The 23,354-nt window shown below is 43.2% G+C and carries 13 protein-coding genes; 3 read left to right on the top strand and 10 right to left on the bottom strand.

The features are described 5' to 3' along the window. Positions 1-38: 38 nt before the first annotated feature. From ccoS to AC1XUE_RS16660, 7 genes are all read right to left on the bottom strand, one after another. Positions 39-200 (bottom strand): cbb3-type cytochrome oxidase assembly protein CcoS, encoded by a 162-nt coding sequence (gene ccoS, locus AC1XUE_RS16690; RefSeq protein WP_483357126.1) that lies wholly within the window; start codon positions 198-200, stop codon positions 39-41. 94 nt (positions 201-294) lie between these two features. Further along, positions 295-2,745 carry a heavy metal translocating P-type ATPase gene (locus tag AC1XUE_RS16685; protein WP_483357125.1) on the bottom strand — a complete coding sequence of 817 codons (2,451 nt, stop codon included), beginning with the start codon at positions 2,743-2,745 and terminating at the stop codon, positions 295-297. 329 nt (positions 2,746-3,074) lie between these two features. After that, complete coding sequence (locus tag AC1XUE_RS16680; protein ID WP_483357124.1) at positions 3,075-7,328, bottom strand: T9SS type A sorting domain-containing protein; 4,254 nt, start codon at positions 7,326-7,328, stop codon at positions 3,075-3,077. Positions 7,329-7,351: 23 nt separating this feature from the next. Continuing rightward, positions 7,352-11,608, bottom strand: coding sequence for a T9SS type A sorting domain-containing protein (locus AC1XUE_RS16675; RefSeq protein ID WP_483357123.1), 4,257 nt, complete (start codon positions 11,606-11,608; stop codon positions 7,352-7,354). Between the two features lie 200 nt (positions 11,609-11,808). Beyond that, a complete protein-coding gene (locus AC1XUE_RS16670) occupies positions 11,809-12,405 on the bottom strand; it encodes an OmpH/Skp family outer membrane protein (protein ID WP_483357122.1) in 597 nt (198 codons plus the stop codon). Positions 12,406-12,639: 234 nt separating this feature from the next. Continuing rightward, positions 12,640-14,409 (bottom strand): RagB/SusD family nutrient uptake outer membrane protein, encoded by a 1,770-nt coding sequence (locus AC1XUE_RS16665; RefSeq protein ID WP_483357121.1) that lies wholly within the window; start codon positions 14,407-14,409, stop codon positions 12,640-12,642. A gap of 8 nt (positions 14,410-14,417) precedes the next feature. Continuing rightward, on the bottom strand, positions 14,418-17,732 hold the full coding sequence (locus tag AC1XUE_RS16660; RefSeq protein ID WP_483357120.1) for a SusC/RagA family TonB-linked outer membrane protein: 3,315 nt from the start codon (positions 17,730-17,732) through the stop codon (positions 14,418-14,420). A 491-nt stretch (positions 17,733-18,223) separates the two neighbouring features. Here AC1XUE_RS16660 and AC1XUE_RS16655 point away from each other — a divergent pair, with 491 nt between their 5' ends. Beyond that, positions 18,224-18,646 carry a hypothetical protein gene (locus AC1XUE_RS16655; protein ID WP_483357119.1) on the top strand — a complete coding sequence of 141 codons (423 nt, stop codon included), beginning with the start codon at positions 18,224-18,226 and terminating at the stop codon, positions 18,644-18,646. A gap of 60 nt (positions 18,647-18,706) precedes the next feature. Here the strand turns inward: AC1XUE_RS16655 and AC1XUE_RS16650 are convergent, their stop codons facing one another. From AC1XUE_RS16650 to AC1XUE_RS16640, 3 genes are all read right to left on the bottom strand, one after another. Then, positions 18,707-19,957, bottom strand: a complete 1,251-nt coding sequence (locus AC1XUE_RS16650; protein ID WP_483357118.1) for an asparagine synthetase B — start codon at positions 19,955-19,957, stop codon at positions 18,707-18,709. A gap of 187 nt (positions 19,958-20,144) precedes the next feature. Beyond that, positions 20,145-21,857 carry a hypothetical protein gene (locus tag AC1XUE_RS16645; protein ID WP_483357117.1) on the bottom strand — a complete coding sequence of 571 codons (1,713 nt, stop codon included), beginning with the start codon at positions 21,855-21,857 and terminating at the stop codon, positions 20,145-20,147. A gap of 79 nt (positions 21,858-21,936) precedes the next feature. Next, positions 21,937-22,086 (bottom strand): hypothetical protein, encoded by a 150-nt coding sequence (locus AC1XUE_RS16640; protein WP_483357116.1) that lies wholly within the window; start codon positions 22,084-22,086, stop codon positions 21,937-21,939. Between the two features lie 129 nt (positions 22,087-22,215). On the opposite strand from AC1XUE_RS16640, the gene AC1XUE_RS16635 reads away from it, so the two are divergent. Both AC1XUE_RS16635 and AC1XUE_RS16630 read left to right on the top strand, forming a co-directional pair. After that, on the top strand, positions 22,216-22,401 hold the full coding sequence (locus AC1XUE_RS16635) for a hypothetical protein (protein WP_483357115.1): 186 nt from the start codon (positions 22,216-22,218) through the stop codon (positions 22,399-22,401). A gap of 176 nt (positions 22,402-22,577) precedes the next feature. Next, positions 22,578-23,354, top strand: a complete 777-nt coding sequence (locus AC1XUE_RS16630; RefSeq protein ID WP_483357114.1) for an oxygenase MpaB family protein — start codon at positions 22,578-22,580, stop codon at positions 23,352-23,354.

Below are 23,354 nucleotides of genomic sequence, written 5' to 3'. Positions count from 1 at the left end.
ATATATGGAAGGTTGAGGTTATTTGCGCATGAAAAGAATTACTTGTGAGTTGATTCATTGGTGGTGTCGTCCAACAGGATACGAACGGAAGGTGTATAGTCGTCATCAAAATGGCCCTTTCTGACAGACCAGATAAAAGCACTCAAAAAGCCAATTGCAATGAAAAGACTGGCAATGATCAGGATATAGAGAGCGCTCATGGTTGTATTGAATCAGGTTATATTGATGGGTCAAAACTACCGGGTTCATCATGCGGGAACGATGATATTGCGCTTGTCAGAAACATGACATTGCTCACTTTCTGATCCATTTTTTTGCAGCCATATTACTGGCAACCGTCGTAAATGCAACAATTGTAATAGAACTGACCGGCATCAGGATTGCAGCGATCACAGGTGATAAATTTCCGGTAATAGCAAAGGCCAGCCCCGTGATGTTATAGAACAGGGAAATTCCGAAACTCCATTTGATGATCTTCTGTCCTGACCTTGCCAGTTGCATATAAGCAGGTAGTTTCGTCAGTTCATTTCCTTCCACAATGGCATCGCAGGATGGAGAAAAGTTGTTGATATCGTCGGACACAGCGAGTCCCACGTTACTCTGTCGAAGCGCGCCGGCATCATTCAGTCCATCACCCACCATCAGTACATTTCTGCCTTCTGCTGTCTGCAGGTTTTCAATAAAGCGTAATTTTTCTTCGGGTTTTTGTTCAAACAGTAAGCTGGCACTTTCGCCGAAAATGGGTGTTAACAGTGCTTTGTCTGTAGGTTTATCGCCTGAAAGCAGGTAGGTTTTGTAACCTTCACGTTGTAAAGCAGCGATGGTTTCAGGAAGTTCGGCGCGGTATTTACTTTTGATCGTGAAAAAGCCAATCACCTCGTTATCGACAGAAAAATATACATGAGATGCATTATGGCTGGTTTGGTTCGGTTTCTCAGCTCCGACCCACAGCGCAGAACCTAATCTGATTTGCTTTTTGCCCCACCATGCTTCTATCCCAGCTCCGCCAGTTTCCACGTATTCACCCAGACTCCTTTTGCTGGCGGTAGTGTCAGCCAGTTTTTTTACAATCATCCGGCTCAGCGGATGAGAAGATTGTGATGCTACAGACTTTACAATGATGAGCTCTTCTTCGTTTAAATCTTTGCCTACGAAGTCCACCTCTGCATCGTTAGCCTGTGTGATGGTTCCGGTTTTATCGAAAACGACGGTGTCTATATGAGAAAGCCTTTCTATGGTGTGCGCATTTTTGGGATAGAACTTGTTCTTGCCAAAAAGGGCAAGCATGTTTCCGTTTGTGAAAGTGGACGAAAGCAGCAGCGCACACGGGCAGGCCACCAGCAGGCTCGTTGTGAAAGCGCGGAAAGCAGTCGCAGGACTATTCAGATAAAGTATCCAAACAAGAAATGTAACGGTAGCGATGATCAGTACGATAACTGAAAAGTATTTATTAATCCTGGCTGCAAGCGTCTGGTTCTGATCTTCCTTTTCTTTGGAAAATGTATCATGATTCCAGAGTTGGGTCAGGTAACTTTGCGATACCTTTCTGAGCACTTCAAGTTCTATAGCCGGACCTGTTTGCTTGCCACCCGCATAAATGGTGTCGCCTTTTTTACGCTCCAATGGTTCAGATTCACCGGAGACGAAACTATAATCGATCATGGCTCGCGGACTCATTAATACGGAGTCGGCCGGAATGAGTTCTTCATTTCTGACAATGATCTGGTCGCCGGTGTTGAGATCAGTGATCGGTGTGCGGATGTCCGCATTGTTGTTGATAACCGATACGGCAACGGGAAAATAAGATTTATAATCACGGTCAAAAGATATTCCCGCATATGTTTTATCCTGGAAATACCGACCTATCAGCATAAAAAATACAGCACCGGCGAGTGAATCCAGATAACCGGGACCGGTATTTGTAAAAATCTGATACAGACTGATCAGGAAAATGCAGGCAAGTGCTAATGCGATCGGTGCGTCAATATTCAGATACTTCCCTTTCAATGCCCCCCATGCTGATTTGAAAAAGTCCTCAGCACAATAGAAAAACACCGGCAAACTCAGTGCCAGATTGAGCATACTGAACATAAACCGCAGGCTCTGGTCAGAAGTGGATTGACCAAGGTCGAAATACTCAGGAAAGCTCAGCATCATGATATTGCCGAATGCAAAGCCGGCTATACCGATCTTGTAAAGCCGGGTTCTGTTCCATTTTCTGATCTGCTTTCCCTCTACATCGTTCAGACTGATATACGGTTCATAGCCCAATTTTGTAATCAGTGATGCTATTTCACTCAGTTTAATCTGATCGGAGTCATAGGTAATACGTACCTTCTTCTCCGGAAAATTGACAACGGAACTGCGTATTGCAGGATTGATCCTGTAGAGCTGTTCTAGCAGCCAGATACAAGAGCTGCAGTGCATTTTGGGAATCAGCCAATTGATGCGTGACAAACGACCGTCAGTGAATTCCAACAGTTTGGTTGAAATTTCGGGCAGATCCAGATAATCGTATTTGCCCTGGAAATAATTTTTATCAGGTGATACACCCTGTGCGCCGTCGATGGCATAGTAGCGACAGAGATCATTTTCCTTAAGAAGGTCGTACACCACGGCGCATCCGTCGCAGCAGAATTCATGTTCATCCTGATAGATGACTTCATCTTTACATGCCTCACCGCAGTGGTAGCAGGTAGGTTTGATATGAATCTCGTTTTCTACGTTAAGTGGGTTCGCACTCATGGCCTCTTCTACTGTTTATGTATCACCTGATGGTTTCCGATGATGATGAAATGCAGTTTGACACGTATGCGAAACTGTGATTCAAAATTGGTAGAATAGGCCGGGTAAGAAGATGACGTATGTAGTTTGAGGAGATGACTTTGGTCAGGAATGGTCGGAACGTTATTCGTAGTTTCAAACTACAAATACTAATAATCTGCCTTCTGTGACGGTAGTGACAAGGCTTTGTATTACTGCCTTTACCATCGCAGGCGGTAATGTATTGGAAGTGCGCAGTTTTGAAAACTACGCACAACGGTTATTGCTCTGAATTATCGGCTGATTATAATCTATTGCTTTACAATTTTTAGAGTCTGCTCCCCTTTTGAGTGCTGTATTTTTAATAAATAAATCCCGGAAGGGTGATTTTGGAAATCAATTTTTTCTTGATTTTCAAAACTGTCTTTTTGCCAGATTATAGCTCCCTTTGAATCAAATAACAAGAATCGTCTTTTTGTATGGCTGCTAAATTGAAGCATGACTTCACCATTGGTTGGATTAGGGCCGAATGTAACAGGGGCTGATTGAACAGGCTCATTATTTCCTAAAATAACCGAAACTCTCACAATGGTTGGTTCCAGAATAGTGCCAATGCCACAGCCGTTTTGCACTGACAGTAATTTGAAATAAGCGGTATGCTCTTTGCTGGTAATTGACAACGTATCGGGAGAGATACTGGCACTTTTAGAAAGTGAGCCCAATTCGTTGCCATAGCGATAGGTCCATGGCCCGGTACCTGTTAAGTGCACAGCTACTTTGGCTGTACCATTTTGATCCGGATAGGCCTCAGTACTTCCAAATGAAGCACTGGATTTGTCGCTGAACCACAGTATGTTGGAGTAGTCGGCAGAGGCAGTATTTGGATCGCTTGCCTGCAAGCGTATACGATACAACTCCGTAGTAGAGAAACCCGCAGGTAAAGTGGCCTGTAGTGAAGATTTTACGATCGAAGTGGGGACAGACTTTACCAGTTTCCCTTTACTGTCGAAGAATTGTGCCGTAAACTGATTGGATGATGAGAATGTGCCGGTTTGTGAATAGGATATAAGGATCGTATCATTTTCACATAACGGATTCCATTTATTCAGTCCGTCAATTTCAACGGTTCTATCTGACGGGGGATTAACCGTAACGATCACGCTTCCGGTAGTTTTGGGATTACCACAGCTGCCTTTGGCAGAAATTATAGAATAAGTGGTAGTCACCTTGGGGGCAACGTTAATCGAATAACGTGTATACCATCCGTTGAAGGTGGTTTTCATACCATCAGAAAGTGTAATGTCAACTGGTGTATTTCCGGGACTTGTAGTTCGTAGGGTTATCCATGCCGAATGACCCGTATTAACAGTAGTATTACCGGTAAGTTCCAGATCTGCTGATTGCATGATGGTAATATACTCCGTTGCTTTAAGTTCTGTTCCTGAAACGTAACAGGTCAGATTAATTCCTCCTATGCCGATTCCTGAAGGTATTGTCAGAGTAGCAGTACCCTTTTGTACAGGTGTCGAATGCAGGTCGAAACGTGTGCCGTTAGTATTGGTAAGGTAAAAACCAATCTTCTCTCCGTCGGGAATATCTCCCCCGACCTGGTAGCTGACCTGTAAAGTTTCACCTTTACATATGTTAGCCTTACCTGGCTTGAATTCCAGAATTTTCGGCTTCACTCTTACTGGCACGTTGCCGGATACTGTGCCATATCCGCACTGGTTACTGACTGAATTCAAGACAAAATCTGAACCTTTTTCCAGCATGTAATTTCTATGATGTATCGCTTCAGTTCCGGTTATATTGCCGAGATCTTTCAGTATTAATTCCCAAGGGCTTCCACCGGTAACTGCATAAGTTATTGTGGTAGATTGACCATACTCTATCTCTGCCATTTCCGGAGATCTCAACGCTACGGTAGCAGTTGGTTTTTTATTTACTCTAAACTCAACTCCTCCTGAACCTAATCCATTGTTTACAGCGACACTAACACTATATAGTCCGCTCATTGTATCAGGGATCATATACCTGAAGTCACTACCAGTAGTGTTGGTTGCCACCGTTTTGACAACATTTCCTTTTCTGATCTGAAGGGAGAAGATTGTTCCAGGGGGTGCGATCCCTTGTTCTACATCATAAGAAACAACCATTTCCTCATCGGTACAATAGTTTTTTGTCTCAGGCAAATATTTCAGGCGTACATGGTATCCAATCCAAAGCAAGTGGGTAGTTACATTTACATCCGTTGTGCCACAGGCATTGCTGATCGATTTGATGGTAAATGGAGTTACCTGGGATTTTGGAAGTGTAGGTCTAAGTTGTTGATATTGAGAAAATTGTTCAAATGTATAATCCCTGACGCCGTCGGTATATATTACAGAGTAAGGAGTATAACCACTTAGGCTTAAAAGGATGTTTGGCGTTTCAGTCAGATTAATTAATCTGGGTTGCTGCATTGTATATCTGCTCAAATCTTCCGGATTTTTCAATTCCGGTTTCTGATCTATGATAAAGGGTATATTGGCACTGGCCGTGATTTCAGGTTTAGTAGCCTTCACTGCAATGAAATTATGTGAAGGGATTCCGAATCGGGATACCGGAATCTTATACCGACCGGGCTTTTTAACAGTAAGGAGCACATTATGCTCATGTCCTGATAAGAAAATTTTGAATTCATTATCGCTTGCAAACTGTCCGAAACTTTCAAAACTAACTTCAAAACTGTCAGGATTACAAAGATATCTTTGCGCGGGTGGATGCACGACGATGGACGGTGTCTGATCGGGAGTTGGGTTTACCGTAACGCTCAACTTTGGAAGCTGCTCGCTGGAATAGCAAACATTCCTGATTGATTTCAAACCATAATTTCCTGTTTCCGCTACAAATAGTACCTGGCGAATGGGTTGGTATTCAGAGAGAGTTTTAAATCCTTTATCGTCTTCTATCATCAGTGGTACACCACCCGATACGGGTAAGCCAAATTCAATATAACGCGGTCGTGGCAAAGGTTGGTTTGGGATAGTTTCGTATTTTATCCTTGGAATTCCACGTATAGTAAAACCATATCTATATTCCGAAGTAAATGATGGATTTGTGGTCATTATTCTGAAACGGTTGATACTAAAGTAGCCTTCCTCTACCCATTCGGAGGGAGAATGGGGAATAAAAAATTCGAGAGAGTCATCTACTAGTTTTGCATCGAAGAGATAGGATGTGTTTTTATCTGTAATGCCTTCCACAGTAAATTTCGTGTTGGCATTAAGCGTAGCACTGCTGACAAAAGGAAGGCGAACCTGTTGGTTTTCGCATATTTCAAACCTCTGTCCATCCGTCATGTCTATGGCAATAGACGGTTTGACCGTCAAAACGATATTTTCTTTGGGGAGATCGGTAGTTACTCCACAAGCTGTCTTCAAAGACCGGATCGAAAAAGTTTCTGTTTTCTTGGAATAAAGATTTATATAATTACTACTGTACATAGGCAGAGCATATGATTTGCCGTTACTTAGTTCAACGGTAAACGGACCGGGGCCTTCAATATTCATGGTCATTTGATAGGCTTGTCCCGGGAGAATCGTCTGGCTCTGGCTACTGAATCGGGCAACCGGTTTTGCGTGGATCGTGTACCAATCAGAATATGGGCTAACCAGCCCAGGTGTGTCAGTGAGAATAGCAATCTGGAAACTATTGGAATGTTGTACTATTTCTTCTGGAATACGGGCCAGTAATAATCCATCAGATTTTCGTTGTGCAGGTATTTCGAACGTCCGTTTTTCGCTCGGGTCGGAATAGCCCTGCCGAAAAAAGCGTAGCTTAAATGTGGCTGATTCCGGAATGTTGCCACCCGTTACGAAATAGCTCAGTTCAATATCGCTTCCTTCACAAAGTGCAGTTTGATTATTTATTTTTCCGGGAATAATCGAAACCGGGTTGATTTTTAAAGGTATTTTTCCGGAAAATGGAACTGCAATACCACAACTGTTTTGTGCACTTACTACAAAGATATCCTGCGGTTTGGTCGCGATAAAACTCAGGGTTTCCTGGTAGGAGTGAGCTGAGGACAAATGTTTTGAACTATCGCTAAGTGTAAACTTTATTTGATTGTTGGCGGTCGCAATGGTGTTGATTGTAAAATGCCGACCGGCATTCACAGTATCTGACTGGCCTGACGGTAGCGATATGGACAGATCGCCACGTGTATTCCAAAGTCTTTGATAATGAAGAGAGCTAGTAGCAGGACTAGTGGTAATAATCTGAAAATAGATATCTGGCAAACTGTATGGAAGGTCATTGTCAATAGTAAAAACCAGATTATCATCCTCTAAAATTGCGTCGTACGTTGCCACAACTGCTCTGTTAAAATAAGACAAGAGCGTAATCTTAAACCGGTTGTCTGCATTGAATGTGCCGGTTATTTGTACGGGTATCTTATTGGAGGTATAAGTACAAATCCGGTCCCTGTAATTACTGTTAGCCGTTATCAGGGGCGTTTGCGCATGAGCTACTATGTTGCAAACAGCTACAAATAGAAATGATAGAAGAACATTATTTATTTTCATTAGAGGAGTTATAATTTTGCTGATCAGTATTTAGCAATACGATACGTAACTTCGGCTTGTTTCTTTCTTATTTTGAGCATGTAAACACCTGTCGGATATGCTATTAAATTAATTTGAGCCTCCTTGTTAGTATATTTTTTTGTAAATATTTTCCTTCCGGCCAGATCAAATATTTCGATATCTCGTATTTCGTTATTGTCAAATTGCACCAGCAAGGTGTTCCGGGTTGGGTTCGGTCCAAACTTAATACGTTCTGTCAATGCTTCGATACCCGTAATGAGCTCAACTGTGAATGAAGACGGATCGTTTATCTTGCCAACCCCGCATTCATTGGACAATTGCAGGATTTTGTATACAGCCATAGGGCTAATTGGTGTGAGCCTGATAGTGTCTGAGAACTGTCTTGTATAGCGGTTTTGTGAGAAATTGTTATCTCCAAAATTGTAGGAAAAAGGACTGCTTCCTTCAAACTTAATCACCGCTTCTACCGGCTGACCCGGCTGGTAATAAACAGAAGGGGTAACCACTGTCGCACTTGCTGGTTCACTTATTTTTAATCTATTCGCGTACGTACTGCCACTCACTTTGGGATCTTTTGAAGTGATGCGGATTCTATAAAACTCAGAACCTCTAATACCTGCCGGAATCACTGCGTTCAGATAGGAATATTGATTGGAAAAAGTTGGAATAGATGTGAAGTTGTTTCCCGTACTATCTGAAAGCTGCACTTCATATAACTGTTCTCCACCTGAACTTCCAAAATGATAGAATCTTATATTGACCGTATCTGAATTGCAAATACTAGGTCTCCTTAATCCCTCAATACGTTCAAAAGAAAGCCATTGCGCCAGCTTAGGAAGGACAGTTAACGTTGCTGAGCCTGACACTTTGCTTACCCCACACACAGTCTCAGCTGTCTTTAGGGTATAGGTAGTATTCGATGCAGGTGTAACTTTAACCTCGGTAATTCCTCCCGGAAAGGGCGCGGTAACTTTAAAACTTGTACCATCAAAGAGCTCGAAAATGGAATTGATGGCAAAATTTGAATTAGCTCGTACAAGCAATGTAGATGTTTCTCCGGCCGTAATGGTATTGTCCCCAGCCAAGGTCATATCCGGTGTTGCATACAGCTGATATCCCACTGCTTTTTCAATCTTAAATGCCGTCACTTTTGCAATAATAGTGAAATATTCACCTGGCAGGTTTGCGGGAATAGTTAATTGAATTTTCCCGATGTTACGGCTGACTGAGTCAAGCTTGATGATATCCCAAGCACTGTTTCGTAGGTAAAACGAAACGTATTCTTTTGAAGAAAGAGTGGCTCCTTTGACTTCATAATTTAACTCTACTTTTTGGCCCGGGCAAAATGTCGGATCCGAGTTTGCGGGGAACTTACTGAGTTCCAGAATTGGCTTGGTGATAACCCGCACATGTCCGCTTGTGGTTCCATAACCACAAGAATTCCAGACTTTTGAAATCGTAAATGTTTGAGGATCGGTAACGATAGGATAATAGGAGTCTTGGTTACTATTCGTGCTTTGGACGTGCCCGTCACTGTACACAATTCCGAAAGGCTCATTACCAGTCAGAATTGTTCTGAGTGAAACTTGCGTTCCGTAATTGATAGTGGCAGTGCTATCGCCCGGATATCCGGTAACAATTTTTGCAGTTGGAGTCTGGCCGATTCGTATGCTGGAAGTTTCAGAATATATATTGTCCGAGGAGCGAAGTCTCAGGTAATAACTTCCTTCTTTTAAGTCTGGCGTTGTAAATCGGATAAAAGAACCGTCGGTAACACTGGTGATGTCAGAGTAAGAATCCGCAGATCCGGTTGCAGAAATTTGAAGCGTAAATTTCGTTCCTGGTTCAGGCTGGCCGTTTTCAAAGGAAAAACGAACCTCAGCATCGCTGCCAACGCAATTCCAAATGGGATATATGTCTCTGTTCAAAATGAGTTTATAACCTACACCATAATAATAAGATACCATGTCGCCACTCCATTTTCCGCAGCTGTTTTCCACAGATTTTAGTTTAAACTCTGTGATCTCGCCATTTTCCAATAGGAGAGGAACTCCCAGACCGCCGTTATGATTAGATGTGGCTTTGGCTTCCACTCCATTCATTGTATAGACGATATCGCTATACTTGCTGGCAGATATAAAAGCAAATGGATAGTTACCCAGGTACATAGCAATTGGATTTTCTTTTTTGCCTATTTCAGAAATAGCCGGTGCCTGAGGAGGAGAGGTAAACGTAATCCTGGGTGTTTCGGATACAAGGCGAGGTAGTGTAGAGGTCAGCTGGACACTCTGATCATTGTATTCAAGAGGATATTTGAATTTAAATATTTTCGATTTGCTGAAATCCGGATCCAGATTTAGTGTTACTCTTTGATAGCCTGTATTGGTTAACGTGAACTCATTTCCTGCTTCAAATTTGCCATGCACAAAAACCTCCACTTCTACACTATCAATTGCACAAAGATTGGTATTGCTTACGTTTACAAATAAACTGGGCTTAGAACTGTTGGGGTCGGAAACCAATAGCGAGAAAACAGGTGGATTATCATTTGTAAAACAAGCGTTGGAAATACGGGAAAGCTGAAATGTTGTGTCTTTTCTTAAAAATTGCTTTTTAGAGTAATTGCTGAAATCCTGAGTCAATTTACTGCCATCTTTCATTTCCAATTCGAATGGACCTCCTCCAAGAAATTGATAGTTTACCTGAATAAGTGAGGGAGTGGCAACGCTATTCACCGAATTCGGATCCCTGATCATTCTGGGGGGACCCTGGAATTTTACATTCTGAATAAGTGAGGTAATTGATGGGTTACTTGATATCGCACGTAGAGAAACTCCCTGATTATAATCCAGGTCATCGGTGTCGCCTGAGCTTCTGGGAACCACAAATTCGATGTAATCGCCATTGAGCCGGGCCGGGATGTAGATTTTTTTTGATGACTGTGTGAAAACTTCCAGAGTAAAAGACGTCTGGCTGTTCACACCACTGGCAAGAAAAGGTATCCGGGCAGTTTGGCCTACGCAGTATATCGCCCGGTCGTTGCTGTTGGAAGGGAAATTGAATGCCAGGCTTGGCCTTAGCTGAACTGTAACCGGATTGTTAGGAGGATCTTTAATGATACCACATCCGGATTCAAATGTTTTAACCTGAAACTGCGTCATTTTTTGTAGCGTGTATTCTTTACCGTATTGTAGTATATCTCCATTGGTCAATGTTATGTTAAATGGAGGCATCCCTTTTGGATTTGCTGAAATATAAGTTTTCTCGCCTATGTTTATGCTGTATTTATCGGCAGTCAACGAAAACGAAGGTTTTGGATATGGATACATTTTTAAAGACTTGTTGATGGAGATAGCCGTAGGATTCTCCGCCACAATACCCAGATAAATATCCTGTGAACTGGTTGACTGAATTAGATTTTCCGGAACTCTGGTTGTTAATTCATTATGTCCTGTTAACACGGCTGGTGCATCGATGTACCTGTAGGAATCCCAACCGACATTGTCATACGCAAACCTGATTTTGAATTTTGTATTTTTATTGAATTCGCTACCATCCGTATTAAAAAGTACCTTAATTTCTCCTCCTTCACAGGGCGTCTTGGGACTGAATGCGGTAGGCATAAAATCAACCGCATTGACTTTTATATTTACCTGTCCGCTGGTGCTCATTGGACCACATACATTACTGGCTTCTTTGATATGATACGTTCCCTCCCTGGTTTTAGGTAACGTGAAATTTCCAGCTGCATACCAGAATTTCAGGGTATCCCCGGAACTCAGTACGGCAGTTCCCGTCGTTGGCGGATTCGTAAGTAATGTTAGTGCGATTTTCTCAGTGGAATTAATCGTATCAGCTGTAAAACCCCATCGGGAGGTCAGATGAACAGATGATTTGGTAAATACTCTTTGAGAATATCCTGCATCAATTTCTTGCTGAGGATTGGAGGTAAGAATCCGAATGGCAAATGTAGAAGCATTTGCCAGAGACGGTTCTTTGAGTACCGTAATGAGTCTATCTCCCCTTAGCTCGGCAGGGTATTCCCAGCGTGCTTTTGGATCATTCCAATTACGATAAGCAACAACAGTAAATTTGTTGTCAGCAGGAAATGTTCCTGTTACATCTATATCAATACTGAGCTCATTACCAAGGCAATAGTTTTCTGCGTTGACTCTAATGATACGAAGGCTGGGACTTTGAGCAAGAGCTGTGAAAGAAAAGAATGAGAAAAATAGAAGTCGTAAAAATTTATGCAACATGCTGTAGAGGATTTTTTGAAAACAGCTGATTCTTGAAATAAGATATCAAAACTGAAATTTGTTGCAATTAAGCGCTTTGCGGTGACATGTGCAATGTGTCGGAGTGGCGGTTATATCAGCAGAAAACCGAAACTATGAAAAAGAGCCAGGAGGTTAAAATCTCCTGGCTCTTTCTGAATCTTACTAAGAAAGTATCTGTCTTACCGCTTATTCAACATCTGCGGAATGCCTACTTTTCTGTTGGACGCTGCTGTACTGTCGACGCCCAGGTTTTTCAATATATCTGCAGTGAGTGTGGAAGTGGTATCCCTTGCATACAACACAACCGGCCAAAGGTCGCCGCCATCAGGATTAAGATCCATACGAAGCACAAAAGCGTAGCCATTTTTTCTTCCTGCGAAAACGATTGCGTCATTCACTTTTTGCTTAATAGGTGTAAACTTTTTGGTGAAGTAATTGCGGAGTTCATTCATGGAATTAGCCTGAAATTCTTCGTACGACGCTTTCAGGTTTTCGAGCTCAGTAGCCTTATCTTTTAAAATCGCTTCGCTTGTTTGTGCAGAAGCCAATTTTTCGAAAGCTGCTCTTTTGTTTTCAAAGTCGTCGAATTTACTTTTCAGAATTTTATCATATTGCACACTTTTTTCGGTGATTTCTTCATTGAGTTTTTTAAATTCGGGAAGTGTTGAGAGAATAAACTGCTGGTCCACATGGCCGATTTTCATGTCTTGCGCATGGCTGGTATTTGCAAAAAGACATACAATAACAATTGTGAGAATGGAAGGAAATGTTTTCATTTTGCTTTGTTGGATTAAAGAGTGGAAAACTGAAAGTCCAACGCAACTGATTGATTTGTATTGTCTTAAAAAATGTTAAAAAGCTTCTATGTACAGGATTGGTATCAGCTTGCCACCTAAATCGGTTTTTCGTCAGAGTTTAAGTATAATAATATAGCCCGGACCTGCAGACTCCAAACAAAAAGGCGAGGCTACCCTTTGGCAACCTCGCTTAAAAGTCATTCAAAAAACTGATTACCAACCTGGGTTCTGGCCCAACGCCGGGTTGCGATTGCGATCGTTTTCCGGGATAGGATAGAGGTATTTCTTGTCTGCCCATTCACGTGCACCGGGGTTCCACATCACTTCGCCGGAGGTACCTTTCGATAATTGAATACGTCCCACAGCTGCAGAAGGTGAAACATCCACAAAAGCAATACCTGCCGTTGACGAAGTCGGCTTTGTTCCCTGATAGAAGTACACATCTTTCTTGCCATCACCATTCAGGTCATATTCGCCCAGTGCAGGGACATACATGCCGTTGAGCGTTGCAGTCTGGAACAACGTACCCAGCTTCCATCTTCTCAGATCATCTGGACGAAGGCCTTCAAAAATCAGTTCGGTTCCTCTTTCACGCAGGACTTCCAGCAATACAGGGTTGCTGAATTTGTTGGTGAAAAACGATATCATGTATGGATCCGCAATGGTAGGCAGCGTTGTCAGCGTGGTACCGGTGATACCAGCTCTTTTTCGGAGTGCTCCGATCGTATTGCTCCATTCAGCAGCAGTCATTTTGTCTAATTCTGCCAGTGCTTCTGCTTTGTTTAGCAACACTTCCGCCCAGCGCATCACAATGTGTGCGTTGTCGTTACGGCTTTCGTCATCAAAAGGGAAACGTTCGTCATAACACCATTTGATCGGCTGGTATCCTGTGAAGGTTTGGCTAAAGTTTGGGGGTGCGATAACGGGTGTGCCATTTTCTGTACGCGTGTAGTCGCCTGTGCGAATGGTTTGTTTCAATCGCAGATCGCGGTTTTTTACTTCTTCTACAAACGGTGTGGTCTCGTAACCAGCCTTGCTCGTGAACGGCGTTCCGTCCAGGTTCAGATAGGTATTTACGAAACGGCGCGTCAGACTGGGACGGTTACCGTAAGTAGGGCTGATGAAACGGCGGTTGGCAGAACTATACACCTGTAGGTTTGCACTCAGGGCTACGGAAAGAATTGACTCGTCTGTAAAAGCGGTTTTCGAAATGAATAATTCGCGGTAGGCTCTGTCCGGCGTGCTCGTATGCAGCGTATAGCCGGTAATGGCATTGGCTTCCTTTACTACTTCTTCATACCATGCGTTTGCCGTAGACTGCTTGCTGTCTTCAGTATGGTATTTTCGCCAGGAAGCTTCAAACAATGCAATACGGGTTTTATAGGCACGGGCTACATTTTTGGTAATACGTGTTACCGAGGCATCGGAAGTCAGGGTAATGTTGTCGATTGCAAAGTTCAGGTCTGCGAGCACTTTGTCCATGACTTCGTAACGGTTCATGCGCGTTCCATATAATTGAGCTTCATCGTTTACATCAATGGTTTTATCGATCCATGGTACATCCCCAAACCTTTTGACTTTATCGAAATAGAACAAAGCCCGGAAGAAGCGTGCCGTGCCTATATAATGGTTCCTAGTCGGTACCGGACTTTTCTCTGCGTTTTCAATAAAATAATTGATGTTCCGCAGTGCTGTCCAGTTCCACCCAGTGCTGGTAACGGGGCTCAAAGCATTGACAGCCAGATAATCATCCACACCATTACGTGCTACAAGGTCAGAGTTGTCGTCAATCTGGAACACACCCACATCAGGATCAGGGAGCAGATTGTAAAACGAGTTCATGTAGAGATCCAAACCAGATTCGGAACCAAACACAGCTTCGTTAGTAGCTGTATCTACCGGAACCTCTGTGAGGTCGCAGGAGCTTGCCGTTGCGAGCAGCATGACAGCAAGCGTATAACTGAGTATTTTTTTAGTCTTCATAAATTTCATTAAAAATTGAGTGATAATCCGATTGACACGGACTTCAACATCGGGTAATTATATCCATCGCCACTACCGCCACCGCTCAGGTCGCGGTCCGATCCGTAAATACTTGTCACGTCCGTATCGCGTGTCCACTTGTAAAGCGGAGACCATGTCCAGATGTTTTCACCCGAAACATATACTTTTAGATCGCGGGCATGAATTTTCGAAGTAATGCGCTCCGGGATCGTATATCCGATTTGCAGGTTTCTTAAACGTACGTAGCCCACATTTTGCATAAAGCGATCATTAGCTACTTGCAGCGCGCGGCCTGTCCCCTGTGAGATATACCCTACAAGACGTGGCAGGTAAGCATCGAAGTTACCTAGCTCTTCGCGGTACATGTTGTCTTGCTGCCAGCGTGGATAGGCGTTGTAAGGACGGTTATATTGTCCCCAGAAACGTGCCTCTGCCGATGGATACCAGTCTTGTTTGATCACACCCTGTAAGAAACCACCTACGAAGAAGCCATTCCAGTCACCCGAAAGGTTCAGGCCGTAAGTGTAACGGGGCTCTGAATTGCCGATAATGGTTTTGTCACCCGAGTTTCCCACTCTGTTCAAGCCCTGGTAAATTATGTTGTCTCCGTCCAGATTCTGGAATTTGAGATCACCAGGGTAGTTTTTACGGGTATTTGTATTCGGGATATTAGCCTGTGAAGGTGAATTAGCGATTTCGTCTGCTGATCTGAACAAGCCTGCCACTCTGTATCCCCATATTTCACCTACGCGCTGACCTTCGTAATAGTCAGTCAGGTTTTTATCCGGATTATTGTATTTGGTGATTGTTGCTTTGTAGTCCGCCAATGTTACACGTATACCGAAGTGAAGTGGTTTGGATCCCAGATTGACCTGGTTATCATAGTTGATCGAAAATTCCCATCCGTTCGTTTTCAAGTCAGCATAATTACCAAATGGAACTGCCGTACCGTAAACTGCCGGAACAGTTGGGCCAACAGTAAACATGTCTGTCGTCTTACGCTGGTAAATATCTCCTGTGAACTGAAGTTTACCATTCAGCGCGTGGAAGTCAAGACCAAAGTTGGCGGTGGTGGAAGTTTCCCAGGTCAGACCATTAGGTACCACACCAGGCTGGCTGGTGGCCGGCGGACGGATTCCGTTGATCACACGCCCCAGTTGGGAAATATTAAACTTTTCGTTGAAGGCATATGGTGAGATGTTACCATTGCCCAACGAACCATAAGACGCTCTTAGCTTCAAATTCGAAATGACTTTCGGACTTACCTTCCAGAATGGCTCCTCAGATATTCTCCATCCGGCAGATACCGAAGGGAAGAATGCCCATTGCTGGCTGGTTGGGAATTTCGAAGAACCATCGTAACGTCCGTTTAATTCGAGCAGGTAGCGCTCTCGGAAATTGTAGTTCATACGAAAGAAACCTCCTGCAATTGCCCATTTGCGGTAACCACCGGTGGTATTGATGCTTTGTCCCAAAGCAAGGTTAATATCATCTGCGTCGCTGTATACGATACCGTTACGTTGAACAGCCAGGTTAGTCGTAGTTGAGCGCTCATAATTAAAACCGCCCAGCAAAGTGAAGTTATGTGCGTTATTAAACGATTTCACATAGTCTGCATAGAAGTTTGTGGCCAGGTAGCTGATCGTGTTTCTTCCTTCCGCTATATCATTCGTGTTCGTGCCAGTATAGCCGATCACACCTTTTGTGCGACTGTATGGGACCTGAACGCGGTTTTGAGAGGTAGCATTGTCCGTGCTCTGGAACGTCATGTTAGCCCTGATTGTCAACGCCTTTTCTAAGAACTGTGCCTTCACTGCCGTCTGGTTTTTCAGAAACCGCTGCGTCTGATCTATGGCATTGCGTCCGAAATAATAGTCACCCACAGTATAAGCTGCAGAGAACGAAAGCGTTCCGTCAGGGTTATGCAAAGGTGCCAAAGGGTGCCCTTCATCGGCGATGTTACGGAAAATACCGCTTCCTTCACCCACATTCAATGGCTGGTGGTATTTCATGGAGGAGAACTCCGTATTGTTGTCGACACGTAACCATGATGTGAGCTGTATTCCGCCTTTACCACGGAAGTTGTACATGCTGTATTTGTCCGGGTTATAACGGAACAGTCCGTCCTGGTTATTGAAACGGCCACTCAGTAAATAGGTTGCTTTATCCGTACCGCCAGCGATAGAAAGCGCATGATCCTGCGCGCTAAGGCGTTTTTTATACAGTTCCTTGTACCAGTCGGTGCTGTAATAATACTGGTATTCACCTGTAGTTGGGTTCACCTCTATTCTTGGGAGTGACGGGTCCTCGTATCTCCGCTTGATCTCCGCTAAATAGGTTGGAGAAAAGGTGATGGTTTTATTTATCGCCGTTGGTGTGCTGCCGTTATCATTCCAGCGTGACCATGCATCGCTGAACCCCTGTGCCCATGGATACGAATCCACGATGTTGTCCGGTATCTCGGTAGGGGCTTTGATAGAATAATTGGCCGTATACGAAACCCGCATTTTACCTTCGGGAGCAGGTTTGGTGGTAATAAGTATCACACCAAATACTGCACGTGCTCCATAAATCGATGCCGAAGCAGCATCTTTCAGTACCGATATGCTTTCTATATCCTGCGGGTTCAGCATACGCGGGTCACCTTCAACCCCATCGATCAGAACCAGAGCACTTCCCTGCTGGCCAATTGAGGTTGTACCACGTACATTGAACGAGGGCGATTGTGTTGGCTTGCCATCAAACATCCGGATGTTCAGGTTAGGAACGACACCAACAAGTCCTTGTGCCAGGTTAGGAATCGGACGGTTTTGCAAAACCTCCTGACCCACCTGATCCACGGCGCCCGTCAGGTTTACTTTCTTCTGTGTACCGTAACCTACCACTACCACCTCATTAAGTGATTTGCTATCCGCCTTTAGCGCAATGTCAAATGTGGCTCTTGCACCTGTTTCGATTTCCTGGCTCAGATAGCCTACATAAGAAAACACCAATACAGCACCATTATCAGGAATATCAAGCATGTAGTCACCATTGGCATCGGTAACAGTTCCAACTTGACTTCCCTTGATCACAACGTTCACACCCGGAATTCCATTCGGTGTATCACCGTCGGTTACCTTGCCTTTAATTTGTCTGTCGGCTCTGGCATGGAGTCGGAGCGTAGTATTTGCTTTGATGCCCATTTCATAGGGCGTGTTGGCCCAGCTTGTACTGCAGACCATCGCGATCAACGCCAACCGGGCCACCGATTTAGGCAGGGCGCCGCGAAATGTGGGCAGCCTCCTTTTACATCGATACATAGAGTAGATTTTTTGAATGGGTAATAGGTTAATTTTGAATTAGAAGCGACAAAATTGGGCAATCCTTCCATTTGAAATATTTCTGACAGACTATTTAACAATATGATAATCTCAGAAACCAAGAGATTGGAGGCACAATCAATCGAATCAATTCAGGGTTAATAAATGAAATTAATGTACTATTTAAATAATTAATAGTAATAAGTATACATGTTATTGATTTATACTTGATCTGATATTCATTGGGTAGTGTATGGGGGATTTGGAACTTAGAAAGGTGCAGTGCCCGGTTTGCGGAAGATAGGAGACCTGATCCTCTTAAGTCAGGAGATGGTTAGATCGAATGAGTTTTGCGATTTACTGTCTTTGGTGGATGACACATTAAACCTCACTGATTAGTAGGAAAGAAAAGCTATTACTTATCAGATACATTCGGTCAAGTCGTCGTTTATTTTGATAGTTTTGTTACTATCAATGACTATCAAATGCCCATGAAAAAAAATATACAATCTGCTTTCCTGCTACTTTGCTTCACCATCTCTTTCTTCTTACTGAGTTGCTCAGGTAAGGAAGAGGTGAACATAGAAATGCTTGAAATAGAAACAGAAGCCGTTGCATACAATGAGGGTTGGAATTTTACAGTCCGGGCCGACAAGTTGGGAGCTTTGCCGGTTACAGAATACGGAATATTGCATTTGTCCTTTTCCCGAGGTTCTACTGATAGGGATTACGTTCCAAGAATTGAACGCGGAGCCAAGATGAAATTCGATAAGCCTCTCGCCGTGGGATTTAACACTTACAAGTATACAGGTAATGATTTTGCCGGTAAATACTTTTATTACTATCGTGCTTATGCCATCAAAAGTGATGGCTCTGTGGTGTACGGTGAGGTAAAGAACTATACTTTTCCTTGATACCTTGTTTTAAGTAAATAATAGTCCGTCCAGATTTGTAATTGAGTTCACGTTTTTCAATCACGTCTTTCTCTTCTTCTTCCTCGCAGAAGGAAAAAGTACATTATTCAATATCAGCCTGTACCCGGGAGAATTAGGATATAGATTCAGATCCGTAGGCATGCGCCGGCCGCCGCCCCGTCCTTCGGGATCATGGCCGCCGTAAAAAGTCCATTGGCCACGGCCCAGTTCGCCGTAAATGTACCGTTCCGACTGACTGCTTGTTCCCATCACCAATGCGCTTGGTTTGACGGTATGTTTAGAGAAAGCAGTCGTTTGTCCGAAAAATTCCCTGACCAGGTTTTCATGGTTTTGTACCAACATCGCCGGAATTACATCCCATTTGGCTGAAAAATCAAAAAGCGAGAAGTAGGCATCGTTGCCGCCATAGCCGCGAAATCGTCCTGCTGAGGAATTGATATCAGAAAAGGCCATTCCGTCATACTCATCCAACTGCAATTTGAAATGTTGAAAGGCAAATGTCTTGCTATAGTCGAGCTTGGATTGTGCATCTGGATCCACTCCATCGCCATCCAGATTATCAACGATATCTATTCCTTCGGCAGCAAGTGCGATATCAAAAGTTTCAGCTCCGGAGCACATGGCAAACAAAAAACCGCCTCCTGCACAAAATTCTTTAATGAGCTTGGCCACTGCCAGTTTCATATGAGAGACTTTGCCATAACCAAAACGGTCGGCAATTGCTTCTTGCGCTTTCACATCCGCAGGAGAAGTTCGTCTCAAACTTCTGCCAAACTGGCCTGTAAAATCCTCGTGATGTAAGTGAAGCCAGTCATATTTAGGCAAGTCGCCTTTCAGTATTTCCTCATCATAAATCACTTCAAATGGTATTTCAGCATATTTGAGCACGAGTAGAACGGCATCTGTATCTTCAAATTCAGCGGGACTGATCTTGATAGGGGAATAGACGGCGATTTTTGCCGCTTTATGTAACTTGACAGCATCCATGTTTACATCCGGCCGGCGGATTTGGCTCAGCAAACGTTGATTGTCTGCATCTGATAAAATCTCGTATTGGATCGCTCTGAGCTTACATTCTTTTTCAACGGCTTTGCTATACTGAACCATAAAACTTCCTCCACGATAATTGAGCAGCCAGTCTACATCAATTTCCTCTTTTAATAACATGTAGGACAGCCCGTATGCCTTGAGATGGTTGCTTTGTGCCTTATCCATCGGGATCAGGATATAGTTAGCAAAAATGTTTTGGGAAAACAGTAGTGCGAAGAGAAACGTAAACCTGATCATCATACAACGGGATGTTTGGAAATTACAGGAATTATTTGGGAGTAAGCTTGTCAAATTTAATCATTTGATTCTGATTATTTGTTTGATAATGAGTGATTTTATTGAAAATTGACCGAGCAGATTTATACGAATTTGATAGTGCCTTGCCAATCAATTCGTGTGTATGACGGATACCTTGGAAAAAATCGGTTTAGCTAAATCTGATTGTATGTTTGAAAGGCGTAAACCCAGTCAGGAAAACCGTGGGTGCGTCCATAGGTGGAAGTGCACCTCTTAATGCAGTATTTTTATGTAAGGCCATTCCCAGTCCGAATGAAATGGTGTCATTCCCCATTGTATAGGTGCCTGTATTTCCGGTAAGGAGCCAGGAATCCTTGCTGCCTTCAATTTTGGTGACACCTTTCATTTCGCCACCCGGTCTGAATATAATTTCAAGGGCAGCAGGAACGCGTTCAGTACCGGTTGTACTCACTTCGATCTCCATACCTTCCTTTGTTTCCCGAATGCGGATGTTGGTTTCCAGGTGTTGTATTTCACTCTGTGGTCTGTTGCTCCTTGGCATTTTCTCCCAGTCTCCGTCTGGTGCGATGGCATCTTTCGGATACGGTTGCCAATAGGGTGCCTCAAGCTTTTGATTCAGATTAAAATAGTCTCCGTTTGCTTTAATTTCTGCTGTCTGGAACTGTCCTTTGCCAAAGAATGAAGAAGCAAAACGTACACCTTGAACGACGGCGTTCCCTTTCATAAATGTAAACCAAACCGGATTGTTGGCGATCAATGTAGAATCTCTGCGGTTTCTGCGGATACGTACCAGGCCGGAAATGGGAAATGATTTTACATAACTCACAGGCAGAGCTTTCGAAGTTGGTAGCGCTTCCCATAAGGTTGAGTCGGCCAGCACATAATCAAGAAATCCACCGATCTTTCCGCCGGCAGTTTCCTCTATCAGCTTACACATGGCTGCGTAAGATCCATTTTTATCCAGAAGGGCAAGGTATCGGTATGGATAGTAGTAATTTTCAAGTGTACCAATAACCGCTTTGTCTTGCCTGCCCGATGCATCGGTAACGATTTCGCCATTTGGATGCACATAGTACATGGTCATATCCAGGTTCTTTCGTACACTTTCCAACAGTTCTGGTTTATTTAAACCTACAGCTATGGTAATGAGCAGCCGGTCACTAAGTGAGGAATATATGAAAGTACTCTTTTCATTATACTGTCCATCTGCGTCAATGTCAATATGTTCAGCAAGCCATTCATTAGCTCTGTCTATATAGCGGGTATCAGGCCAAAGTCCGTTAAGTCTGGTGAGCGCGGCAGTTACTACCCAACGATGATTAGGCGTGTGAATGCCTCCGACAATCAGCGCTTCCCCGGCATTCAAAAGGAACTTCTTAAGCGGATCCAACACTGTATGTGACGTTGCAGCACCGGATCGTTCAATCAATGTATAAGCAATGGCTAGCCGCTTAACCAGAAACGCTGTATCCGGCGTAGAGTGGAAATTGGTACTCAGCAAATCAATTGTACCATCGCTGTGCTGGATTTTTAAAAGATACAAAACGGCAAGTCTCATTTTTTCCAGAAGCGCGTCAGATTGATAAAATTTAGAATCCGGTGAGAAAACAGCATTAGCACCTACCAGCACCAGTGAAGTTGTACTGTGTGGATTAAGTATTTCAAACCCATCTGGAACGCCTCCAAAATCAGGGCTTTTCGAATCACTTACCTGGGATTTTAGTAAGTTTTCTACACTACCGTCATTACGTTTCACAAGTTCGACAAGCCATGGAGGCATTTTACTGTCGTTTTTGTTAATAAATGTGAAAGCGGAGGATGATAGTATGGGCAGAGCGCATAATGAAGTGCCGCCAAGCGTTATGAATCGTCGTCTTTGCATGGATATCGATACCTGATGTGATCATACAAAAGAAGATTTGCATGAAACACTACTCTGAAAAGACTGTTTCCCGTATTGCTTAATGAAAGGACTTTAACAATTCATCAATCCGTTTGGAGATCCAGCGGACAAGGATAAATGGCCCCATGATGAGTGCAGTGAGTACAGTTGCAATAGAAAGAATGATTGCCATAATCATTCGCAGAATAAATTCGAGAAGTTGGCTCATGGGTCAATAGATGCCCGAACAGGTTAAAAAATGACAAATTAAATATTTAACGAATTGTTGAGCCTTGGTATGATCTTTTAAAAGAACATGTAAACAGTTTAATAAATTATTAAACAAAATGTAGAAATTATGAAATTACTGACAAATATCTCATATAATATTGGTAAAATCTGGCTGGCGATCATATTATTTCTGGCGATGATCATCTCTACGATCATATCACTTCCGTTCATCGTAGTGGGCGCAGTGATGGATTTCTTTCAGGTACACAAACTTAAGCCTGGTCATGACCAATACAATGATTATTATAGTTGAAATTAAGTGATATAAGATCAAAAATACCCATCAGTCAAATCAGCTGATGGGTATTTTTTTTAGTATTAATTTAACTTTGTTTTGCAAAGTACTTTATATTTGAATGTTGAATCTGATCTTTTGAAGGATTAGGACTCTCTTTTTATTATTTTTTGAATGGTAAATGGTTTTTCTGTATGGAGGATTTCGTGGAAAAAGATTCGGTGGTCAGGAAGATATGGGGAAAGGCTGATACAGTGCTTTTTATTTTTGCAGGAGCATCCGCAGAATTTGCCCTTAACAAGGCTGTGGATTGGCTTTACTATACTGGAAAACTCCCTGCGGATCCACTGGGAAGGTTATTTTCGACGGTCGGTTATGCGCGGCAGATCGTCTTTTCCAGTGAAGTTTCAGCCTTTCACGCTATTGACAAAATTGCGGCTATCCATCTGGCGGTAGAACATGCACGTGGTAGCTCAATACCGGATTGGGCTTATCGGGATGTTTTATTTATGCTGATTGATTACTCCATCAGATCTTTTGAATTGCTTGAAAGGAAACTGTCTGAAGAAGAAAAAGCTGAGGTTTTCGATGTTTTTTACCGGGTAGGAGATAGGATGGGCATTACGGGTTTGCCGCAAACTTTTGAGCAGTGGGAGAAAATGCGTGAGGAACATTTACATGAAAATATGGAATGCGGCCATTTTACGAAAGATTTGTACAAGCAGTACAGAAAACATCTTGGACATATGAGATTTATCATGCTGAAAGAAGTGCAGGCCATGGTTGCGCCCAATGAGGTTTCAACCATGTTAGGTTTGAAGCAATTTTCTTACCTCACTCCCGTGCTTGGGTTTTATAAGGCACTCCGCTGGTTGGGTATAGAAAAGTTTTTCCGGGATGCGCTGCTGCCACCGGATTACAAACAGCAGGTAATAGCACTGGATCAGCCGGAGGTATACGCCCACGGCTAA

The sequence above is a fragment of the Dyadobacter sp. HNCC25DJ187 genome, from assembly GCF_056895255.1.
Note: the sequence above shows the minus strand (reverse complement) of the source record. Positions and strands in the feature narration are given on the sequence as shown.

What these genes read in the sequence shown, in the direction of transcription:
- AC1XUE_RS16650 (WP_483357118.1), bottom strand. Translation starts at nt 19,957, where the DNA reads ATGATGATCAGGTTTACGTTTCTCTTCGCACTACTGTTTTCCCAAAAC.
- ccoS (WP_483357126.1), bottom strand. Translation starts at nt 200, where the DNA reads ATGAGCGCTCTCTATATCCTGATCATTGCCAGTCTTTTCATTGCAATT.
- AC1XUE_RS16630 (WP_483357114.1), top strand. Translation starts at nt 22,578, where the DNA reads ATGGAGGATTTCGTGGAAAAAGATTCGGTGGTCAGGAAGATATGGGGA.
- AC1XUE_RS16640 (WP_483357116.1), bottom strand. Translation starts at nt 22,086, where the DNA reads ATGAGCCAACTTCTCGAATTTATTCTGCGAATGATTATGGCAATCATT.
- AC1XUE_RS16665 (WP_483357121.1), bottom strand. Translation starts at nt 14,409, where the DNA reads ATGAAGACTAAAAAAATACTCAGTTATACGCTTGCTGTCATGCTGCTC.
- AC1XUE_RS16670 (WP_483357122.1), bottom strand. Translation starts at nt 12,405, where the DNA reads ATGAAAACATTTCCTTCCATTCTCACAATTGTTATTGTATGTCTTTTT.
- AC1XUE_RS16635 (WP_483357115.1), top strand. Translation starts at nt 22,216, where the DNA reads ATGAAATTACTGACAAATATCTCATATAATATTGGTAAAATCTGGCTG.
- AC1XUE_RS16660 (WP_483357120.1), bottom strand. Translation starts at nt 17,732, where the DNA reads ATGTATCGATGTAAAAGGAGGCTGCCCACATTTCGCGGCGCCCTGCCT.
- AC1XUE_RS16685 (WP_483357125.1), bottom strand. Translation starts at nt 2,745, where the DNA reads ATGAGTGCGAACCCACTTAACGTAGAAAACGAGATTCATATCAAACCT.
- AC1XUE_RS16645 (WP_483357117.1), bottom strand. Translation starts at nt 21,857, where the DNA reads ATGCAAAGACGACGATTCATAACGCTTGGCGGCACTTCATTATGCGCT.
- AC1XUE_RS16680 (WP_483357124.1), bottom strand. Translation starts at nt 7,328, where the DNA reads ATGAAAATAAATAATGTTCTTCTATCATTTCTATTTGTAGCTGTTTGC.
- AC1XUE_RS16655 (WP_483357119.1), top strand. Translation starts at nt 18,224, where the DNA reads ATGAAAAAAAATATACAATCTGCTTTCCTGCTACTTTGCTTCACCATC.
- AC1XUE_RS16675 (WP_483357123.1), bottom strand. Translation starts at nt 11,608, where the DNA reads ATGTTGCATAAATTTTTACGACTTCTATTTTTCTCATTCTTTTCTTTC.